The organism is Lapidilactobacillus concavus DSM 17758 (assembly GCF_001435835.1).
In the GTDB taxonomy this organism is placed as follows: Bacteria; Bacillota; Bacilli; order Lactobacillales; family Lactobacillaceae; genus Lapidilactobacillus; species Lapidilactobacillus concavus.
Map to the genome: position 1 here is coordinate 22397 of NZ_AZFX01000029.1, position 8868 is coordinate 31264.

At 44.0% G+C, this 8868-nt stretch carries 11 protein-coding genes; 10 read left to right on the plus strand and 1 reads right to left on the minus strand.

Features of this window, described 5'->3' with window-relative positions; genetic code table 11:
• Nucleotides 1–9: 9 nt before the first annotated feature.
• On the minus strand, nt 10–951 hold the full coding sequence (locus tag FC15_RS02855) for an NADP-dependent oxidoreductase (RefSeq protein ID WP_057823777.1): 942 nt from the start codon (nt 949–951) through the stop codon (nt 10–12).
• 131 nt (nt 952–1082) lie between these two features.
• Between FC15_RS02855 and FC15_RS02860 the strand changes: the two genes are divergently transcribed.
• The 10 genes from FC15_RS02860 (at nt 1083) to gndA (ending at nt 8759) form a co-directional block, all read left to right on the plus strand.
• Complete coding sequence (locus FC15_RS02860; RefSeq protein ID WP_235803317.1) at nt 1083–1610, plus strand: YqeG family HAD IIIA-type phosphatase; 528 nt, start codon at nt 1083–1085, stop codon at nt 1608–1610.
• The gene (gene yqeH / locus FC15_RS02865; RefSeq protein ID WP_057823781.1) at nt 1603–2721 is read left to right on the plus strand and encodes a ribosome biogenesis GTPase YqeH; all 1119 of its coding nucleotides are present in this window, start codon (nt 1603–1605) and stop codon (nt 2719–2721) included. Before FC15_RS02860 ends, yqeH begins: the two co-directional genes overlap by 8 nt.
• A 15-nt stretch (nt 2722–2736) precedes the next feature.
• Nucleotides 2737–3051 carry a YhbY family RNA-binding protein gene (locus FC15_RS02870; protein WP_057823783.1) on the plus strand — a complete coding sequence of 105 codons (315 nt, stop codon included), beginning with the start codon at nt 2737–2739 and terminating at the stop codon, nt 3049–3051.
• Nucleotides 3048–3686, plus strand: coding sequence for a nicotinate-nucleotide adenylyltransferase (locus FC15_RS02875; protein ID WP_057823785.1), 639 nt, complete (start codon nt 3048–3050; stop codon nt 3684–3686). The genes FC15_RS02870 and FC15_RS02875 overlap by 4 nt, the downstream gene beginning before the upstream one ends.
• Nucleotides 3679–4278 (plus strand): bis(5'-nucleosyl)-tetraphosphatase (symmetrical) YqeK, encoded by a 600-nt coding sequence (gene yqeK, locus FC15_RS02880; RefSeq protein ID WP_057823788.1) that lies wholly within the window; start codon nt 3679–3681, stop codon nt 4276–4278. Before FC15_RS02875 ends, yqeK begins: the two co-directional genes overlap by 8 nt.
• A 10-nt stretch (nt 4279–4288) precedes the next feature.
• On the plus strand, nt 4289–4648 hold the full coding sequence (gene rsfS / locus FC15_RS02885; RefSeq protein WP_057823791.1) for a ribosome silencing factor: 360 nt from the start codon (nt 4289–4291) through the stop codon (nt 4646–4648).
• On the plus strand, nt 4648–5391 hold the full coding sequence (locus FC15_RS02890; protein WP_057823793.1) for a class I SAM-dependent DNA methyltransferase: 744 nt from the start codon (nt 4648–4650) through the stop codon (nt 5389–5391). The genes rsfS and FC15_RS02890 overlap by 1 nt, the downstream gene beginning before the upstream one ends.
• Before the next feature lie 5 nt (nt 5392–5396).
• Nucleotides 5397–6542 (plus strand): nucleotidyltransferase, encoded by a 1146-nt coding sequence (locus FC15_RS02895; RefSeq protein ID WP_057823795.1) that lies wholly within the window; start codon nt 5397–5399, stop codon nt 6540–6542.
• Nucleotides 6543–6554: 12 nt separating this feature from the next.
• A complete protein-coding gene (locus FC15_RS02900) occupies nt 6555–7112 on the plus strand; it encodes a DUF177 domain-containing protein (RefSeq protein WP_057823798.1) in 558 nt (185 codons plus the stop codon).
• A gap of 228 nt (nt 7113–7340) precedes the next feature.
• Complete coding sequence (gene gndA, locus FC15_RS02905) at nt 7341–8759, plus strand: NADP-dependent phosphogluconate dehydrogenase (protein ID WP_057823799.1); 1419 nt, start codon at nt 7341–7343, stop codon at nt 8757–8759.
• The last annotated feature ends 109 nt before the right edge of the window (nt 8760–8868 follow it).

The window sequence follows — 8868 nt, forward strand, 5'->3', positions numbered from 1 at the left end:
TAAGGCGGCTTAAGCATTCACCCAGACTACTAACTTGCCTTCGTGACGATCTTCGATGAGTTGATGTGCGTCGATAATTGCGTCTTGCTCGAATTTAAATGTCCGTTGAACTGCTAATTCGAGGGGATGTTCGCTGATAAATTGAGACCAGAAGTCAAAGGCGGCTTTGTCTTTTAATTCCGGTCGATAGCCAACAATTGTTTGGTTGAACGATTTTTCAGCCGAGACGTCATTTTCGACTGGTGCGTTAAAGTAAATGACTTGGCCGTCGGGTTTGACAAGCTGCTCGCTTAATCGGTGATCGGCACCACTGAAAATGGCGTTGAAGACAACATCAGCTTGATCTTGCCACGGCTGTTGAGTGGAGGGTTGATCATACGCAGCAAATTGGTCAATATTTATTTTCTGAGCAAAATCATGATGGCGGCTATTGGCAATTCCAATGACGCGATGGCCAGCATGATGTGCGATTTGAGCTAGCAAAGAACCGACTGCGCCGCCAACACCAACGATGCCAATCACCGCATCCGGTGTAATGGTTGCAAAATTATGCCAAGCTTGAAATGCTGCAATTCCCGGCGTTGGTAAGCTAGCGGCTTTATCCAACGGTAGGCCTGCAGGAAGTGGCATTAATTTCGCAGGGCCAGCAGTGACATATTCGCTGTATGCACCACTGCTACGATGGTCAATCACGAAATCGCCCACCTGATAATTTTGGATGGCTGGGCCGACTTCAACGATTTGTCCAACCAAGTCTGAACCAAGAATAAATGGGAATTTGACTTGTCGTTCGTTTTTGAAATCGCCGCGCCGTAAAGCAGCATCATAAGGATTGATCGCAAACGCGGAGACTTTGATTTTGACTTGATTGTCCTTCGGAATTGGCTCATCTTTAGTGAATGCTTCAATGACTCGGGGTGGCCCATAGTTCTGAATACCAAATGCTTTCATGAGAATCGCCTAACTTTCTTTTTAAGATGGTTCTAGCGTACAACATCTACTCCAAAATGTCTGTAGATTTGATTGTGTTTGTACTTAAGCGCATTTTACCTTATAATAATAGGATACAAATGAGGTGAATCATGGCACTTTTTAAACCTAACTGGTTGTTGAATCGAATTTATAATTTAACACCGACAGAATTAAAACGAAACCATATTAATGCGATTCTGACTGATCTCGATAATACTTTGATCGCGTGGCACGATCCAAATTATTCAGCAGAATTGAAAGCTTGGCTTGAAGTCATGCATGACAATCACATCAAGGTGATCGTGGTCTCGAATAATAAGAAGAAGCGGGTCGCTCGTGCCGTTTCTGATCTGGGGATTCCGTTTATTTGGAATGCCTTGAAGCCACTGCCATTTGGCATTAAACGAGCCTTATATCGTTTTGACTTGAATGCCGATCAAACGATTATGGTCGGTGATCAATTACTGACAGATATTCAAGCTGGACACCTTGCGGGTGTTCGCACTGTCATGGTACGACCAATTGTCGAAACAGATAGTTGGAATACTAAGCTCAATCGCTTCTTTGAAACACGTATTATGAACCAATACTATCAAAAAAATCCACAAACAACGTGGCGGGAGCATTTAGATGACTGAAATAACAGATGAATTATATTGTATTGGTTGTGGTGCAAAATTACAGACCACTGATCCAGAGTTGGCGGGTTATATTCCTGCAAGCTCCCTAAAAAAACAGTTAGCAGATCACAATGAGGTTTTTTATTGCCAACGCTGTTTTCGTTTGCGCCATTATAATGAGATTACTGATATCGCAATCGATGATCATGAATTTACAGATCTGCTCAATTCGTTGAGCGCGCAGAAGGCGTTGATTGTGAATGTGGTCGACTTATTTGACTTTGACGGTAGCGTGATTCCTGGATTACATCGTTTTGTCGGTGATAATCCTGTTGTATTGGTCGGTAATAAGGCGGATCTCTTGCCGAAGAGTGTCCACCGACCAAAGATTTTAAATTGGTTACAGCAACAAGCTGCGCAACAAGGATTACATCCAGTTGCAACGTTATTGACGAGTGCAAAGAAACTTTATCAAGTCGATGAATTACTCGCAACAATCGAAAAGAAGCGCCAGGGTAGAGATGTCTATGTCGTGGGAACGACTAATGTGGGTAAGTCTACTTTGATCAATGCCATCATTAAGCAAACAGCTGGCCAAAACGACGTGATCACCACCTCGCGTTTTCCCGGAACGACCCTTGATCAAATCCAGATTCCATTGTCGAATGATCATTATTTGATTGATACACCAGGAATTATCAATGGCACACAGATGGCTCATTATCTCAGTCCCAAAGAATTGCGTTTCGTCAGTCCTCAGAATGAATTGCGGCCCCGTGTCTTTCAATTGACGCCACCACAAACTTTATTCTTAGGTGGTCTCGTTCGCATTGACTTTTTAGCGGGTAAACGCAGTAGTCTAATCGTTTACGTGGAGAATAACTTGTTAGTTCACCGTACAAAAACAGCGACGGCGGATGATTTTTATCAACGTCAACGTGGTAAACTGTTAGTTCCACCAACCGATGCGGATCATCTTCCTGAATTTAAGGCACATGAATTTACGACTAAAACCGCACAAGACTTAGTGATTGCCGGATTAGGCTGGGTCCGATTGCCGGCAGAAAGCCAGTTCCGTGTCTTTGTCCCTGCAGGTGTTAATTATAGTTTGAGAACGCCGATTGTTTAATAAAGGAGAAGTTAAATGCTAACGAGTAAACAGAAACGTTTCTTGAAGTCGCGCGCCAATCGAATGCGTCCCAGTGTTCATGTGGGCAAGAATGGTGTCAATGAGGCTTTACTCACGGATTTACGTCAGAATTTAGAGACGCATGAACTTTTGAAAGTCAATATTTTGCAGAACAGCGATTTAACCCCACAAGATTTGAAGACAACATTTGAAGAAACGATGCCCAGCATGACTGTTGTTCAAGTTTTAGGCCGTGTATTGACCGTTTTTCAACCTGCGACAAAGGAGAAAAATCGCCAAATTTCTGAAGAAGTGAAAGCAATCAAATGAAGCAAACTGAAGTGAAGACACCCGTTCAAACAAGGGTGCAGGTCCAAACGCCCAAATTGTCTCGTCATCCGGTTGGTATTATGGGTGGCACGTTCAATCCGGTGCACCTCGGCCATTTAATCATGGCGGACCAAGTGATGGCACAATTGAATTTGGATAAAGTTGTTTTCGTTCCGGATGCTGAACCACCACATCAGGATCACAAGTCAACCATTGATGCTAAGGATCGCGTTGCCATGTTGGAACTTGCGATTCAAGATCATCCTCGATTTGAGCTTGATCTGCTCGAAATCGCTCGAGGTGGGAAGAGTTACACCTATGATACGATTGTTGAGTTGAAGAAACGGCATCCTTTATCCGACTATTATTTAATTTTAGGTGCTGACATGATCGACTATTTACCGACATGGCACCGTATTGATGAATTGGCGAAACTCGTCACATTTGTTGGTGTTAAACGCCCGGGAATTGAGGCAAAAACAACTTATCCTGTTATTTGGGTCGATACGCCTGAGATTGCCTTGAGCTCAACCAAGATTCGGGAGTTGGTTGCACGTCATTGTTCGATCGATTACCTCGTGCCGCCCAAAGTTAAACAATATATTCATGAAAAGGGGCTTTATCTCAATGACTGATTATGATCCAGAACTCTTTTCTGCGTTGGTGCCCATGTTCCACGAGGAACTATTGACTGCCTTAAGCGCACATTTGAGCGACTATCGCTACCAACATTGCCTTCGCGTTGAGAAACAAGCCATGCGAATCGCACAAGAAATTGGTGCGGACGTCACGCGTGCAGGAATTGCAGGTCTATTACATGATTATGCCAAAGAACGAACTGACGAAGCGTTTCGGGTCATGATCACCGCGCAACACTTAGATGCTGAACTTTTGAATTATGGGAATGCAATCTGGCATGGCGTGGTTGGTCGTTATTTCGTTGAACAAGAATTAGGTATTCATGATGCCGCAATTTTACAGGCAATAGGTCGTCATACGGTTGGAGATCCTCACATGACGACTTTAGACAAGATCGTCTTCGTCGCGGATTACGTCGAACCCGGTCGCCATTTTCCAGGCGTTGAAGCAGCCCGCGAAGCACTCGCAAACAGTCTAGATCAGGCGGTTGCCGTCGAATTACAACAAACTATCTCGCATCTCGTTGAACGACACGTTAAGATTTACCCAACGACGTTTGCAACGTATAATGAATTAGGAACCAATTAGGAGGATTTTCTTGACAAACAGTGAAGAGATTTTAAAAGTTGCCGTTAAGGCGGCTGATGATAAGCGGGCAGAAGATATTGTTGCCCTTGATATGCGTCACGTTAGTTTACTGGCAGATTATTTTGTCATCATGCATGCTGGATCGGAACGACAGGTAGAAGCCATCGTTGATGAGATTCAAAATAAAGTTGAAGCACTTGGAAATGTCCAAGGCCATGTTGAAGGTAAAAAAGGCTCAAAATGGGTTCTAATCGACTTCAAGGATGTGGTTGTTCACGTCTTTGTTGAAGAAGAACGACACTTCTATAACCTTGAAAAATTATGGGCAGATGCACCGCAGGTTGACCTGAAGGATTGGATCACCGAGTAATGTATCAGACTTTTGCTTATTACTATGACTTGTTGATGGATAAGTCGCTTTACAACGCATGGGCGAATTTTGTCGGTCGACATTTTGGTGACTTGTCGAATCAACGGGTGTTGGATCTTGCTTGTGGTACGGGCGATTTGGCTGTTCGTTTTGCACAAGCTGGTGCCCAAACCTTTGGTGTCGATTTATCTGAAGAAATGTTGACGATTGCTGAAGAACGTCGACTCATCGCAAATCAAAAAATTGATTTGCTGCAAGGAAACATGTTGAATCTTGATGAATTAGGCGTGACTCAACTTGACTTGGCAACTTGTTTTGATGATTCAATTTGTTATTTGGCGGATGAAGCTGAGGTTGGTCGTTGTTTTGAGCAAGTTCATCAAACCTTGAAACCGAACGGGACGTTCTTGTTCGATGTACATTCGCTTTATCAGATGACGACCGTATTTCCAGGGTATATGTACAATGAGCAAGATCAGGATTGGGCATTTATGTGGTCGAGTTTTGAAGGTGAGTTGCCCGCCAGTGTGCATCATGATCTCACTTTTTTTGTGTGGCGTGGAGATCTCGGCGCTTATGAGGCATTGCAAGAAACGCATGTAGAGCGCACTTATGCGATTGAAACCTATTGTCAGCTCTTAACCGGTGCTGGGTTTACGGACATTGAAGTTTATGGTGGTTTTGAAGATGAGCAGTTGACGACGAAGACACCACGATGGTTTTTCAAAGCAAAGCGTAGGTGATTGGCATGAAAGCTTGTGGCATTATTGCAGAGTATAATCCCTTTCATAATGGGCACGCCTACTTATTGAAAGCTGCGCGGGCGCAATCAGGTGCAGATGCATTGGTCGTTGTGATGTCTGGGAATTATGTGCAACGTGGCGAACCCGCAATTGTTGATAAGTGGCATCGCGCACGAACTGCCTTACAACATGGTGCTGATCTAGTGATTGAACTACCGTTTATAGTTGCTGGTCAACCTGCGGATCGATTTGCCGCTGGTGCATTGCAGCTACTCGAGGCATTGGGGTGTGAGACACTGGCATTCGGCGTTGAAAAAGCGGCTAACGACTTTCAAACGTTGCTTGCTAAGATCAGTTCGGACCTCGTATTGCCACAATTTGAAGTTGATTACACCAAGACTTATGCGACACAATGGAATGATTTCATTGAGGCCCAGATCGGCCATCGCATCGAACAACCCAATCAGTTGTTGGCACTCAGTTACGCATTAGCCAATCGTGAATTGAAAAGTCCGTTGAAAATGTTGCCGATTGAACGGATTGGTGTCGCGCATGACGCGGTGCAATCTTCTGACCAATTTGCCAGTGCGTCGACGATTCGCCGGTTACTACTGTCGAATCAATTGGATCAGGCGCAACGGTTTGTACCATATGGTTTGAACGAACTGGGCCAACGCTGGATGAGTTGGTCTGATTTTTGGCCATATTTACATTATTTTTTGAATGTGAGCTCACCAGATTGCTTGTCGTCAATCTATCAGATGTCAGAGGGCTTGGAATACCGTTTCTGGGAACAAAATCTACAAAGTACCAGCTTTGATGATTTTCTTAAGCGTGTGAAGTCTAAGCGCTATACTTATTCTCGGCTACGACGGCTGGCGTTATATACATTGTTGCAAACGACGGCAACTGAGATGAAACTCGATTCGGCCGCTCTTCAACCAGTGCGTGTGCTTGGGTTCAGTTCGATCGGGCAAGCTTATCTACATGACGTACGAAAGACGATCGCGCCTCAATTAATCACTCGAGTGACCGCTGAACTGGGCAAGCGAGATGGCGTTTTAGGGACCCAGGTGCGAGTTGATCGATTAATTGAACAAGTCACTGGCGTCGAGCAGAATTTTCACCAGCGCGTGCTGATGATGACTTAAAGGAGTAAAAAAATGTCACTTAAATTGACTTCAGAACAATTATTGAAGCTACAACACCAAACCTTGCATCTGGATGAACAAGCAGATCTTTCGGTACCGCTCAAAAAAAGATTACCAGAAATGATTGCAGTGAGTCCTTTGCATGTTGTGGGGACATTGCGTAATGATGACCTTGGTTGGGTTAGCCAGCTCACAGTAACCGGGGAAATCACGCTCCCTTCAACGCGTAGCTTGGCACCAGTTGGATTACCATTGAATTTGCAGATTGAAGAGCTCTATGTTTTGCCTGCAGATCAACCCTCGCAAGATGAACTGGAGCAAATGGATCAAACTGTCATTACCATCGAAAATGATTTGTTAGATCTAGAAACTGCCATTGAAGATCATATTATTCTAAATATCCCCACGCAGATCTTTACTCAAGATGAACTCGACCACCAGACGATGCCAACGGGCGAAGGTTGGTCGGTGATTTCAGAAGATGAATTTTCATCACTGGCAGAAGAACAGGCGGAGCAACCTAATCCAGAGTTTGAGAAACTCAAAGACCTGTTCAAAGACGAGAATTAGACTTGTTGATCATGGAAATTCTTTAGGTTGTTCTTGAAATCACCACCCACTGTTGATTCTCTTCATTTTGACGTGCGCGTTCACGGATAACTTGGCTAGGCTTTACTTTCATTTTCACTTATTTTTTGATAACATGAAGACAGGATTTGGCCGAAAACAATTGTCTTATGGTCAACGGGGAGACGCGTGTTTTCGAGCAGAACTGATTAAATTTTGGAGGCATTATTAATGGATAAACCACAAATTGGCGTCATTGGTATGGCAGTCATGGGCAAGAATCTTGCCTTGAACATCGAAAGCCGTGGCTATACTGTCGCAATTTTTAACCGTACCGGTAGTAAGACTGAAGCTGTTGTGAAAGAACACAGTGATAAGAAGTTAGTCCCAAGTTACAAGATTGAAGATTTCGTTGCTTCACTCGAGAAGCCTCGTCGAATCATCATGATGGTCAAGGCCGGTGCTGGTACAGACGCGGTTATCCAAGAATTATTGCCATTGCTTGATAAAGGTGATGTTCTGATTGACGGTGGAAACACCTTCTTTAAAGATACGATGCGTCGCAATGCTGAACTCGACAAATCGGGCATCAACTTTATTGGTATGGGTGTTTCTGGTGGCGAACTTGGTGCCTTACAAGGTCCATCAATGATGCCAGGTGGTCAGAAAGAAGCTTATGATTTGGTTGAACCAATTCTGAAGCAGATTTCTGCAAAAGCCGAAGATGGCGCACCATGTGTGACGTACATTGGAGAAAATGGTGCCGGTCATTATGTCAAGATGGTTCATAACGGCATCGAATATGGTGACATGCAACTAATCGCCGAAAGTTACAGCATTCTCCGCAATGTGTTGGGACTTTCTGTCGATGAGATTGCGGCTATCTTTAACGAATGGAATCAAGGCGAGCTGAAGAGTTACTTGATTGAAATCACTGCTGACATTTTGACGCGTAAAGATGATCTCGACACTGGTAATCCAATCGTGGACGTTATTCTTGACGCTGCAGGTAACAAGGGGACAGGTAAGTGGAGTTCCCAAGATGCCTTGGAAGTTGGCGTGCCACAATCCTTGATTACCGAAGCTGTTTATGCACGTTATATTTCTGCCTTAAAAGATGAGCGTGTACGCGCAAGCAAAGTCTTGTCTGGTCCTAAACCTGAGTTTAAGGGCGACAAGAAGGCAGTGATTGAACAGATTCGCCAAGCTTTGTATTTCAGCAAGGTTATGAGCTATGCCCAAGGCTTCGAGCAGATGGCATTTGCAGCAAACCGTTATGATTGGCATTTGAATTTTGGCGAAATCGCCTCAATCTGGCGTGCTGGCTGTATCATTCGTGCGCAATTCCTACAAAAAATTACTGACGCCTTCGATGAAGACGAAAAATTACAAAACTTGCTGTTGAACTCATACTTCACAGATATCGCCAAGAATTATCAATCTGCTGTTCGTGATGTGGTTGGCCTTGCCGTACAAAATGGGGTTCCAGTCCCAGGCTTTAGCGCTGCCATTTCGTATTACGATTCTTACCGTGCAGAAGTGCTGCCCGCGAATATCATTCAGGCACAACGCGACTACTTTGGTGCACACACTTACCAAAGAACTGATCGCGAAGGCACTTATCATTACACCTGGTATGATGAACAATAATTAACTCTAACTAGTTCAAATTAAGCCCATCCTTTCTAAATCAACGAATTGTTGGTACTGTGCCCTGTCAAGTTTACACATTAAATAATAAAAATTAGTTGGCTTTGCC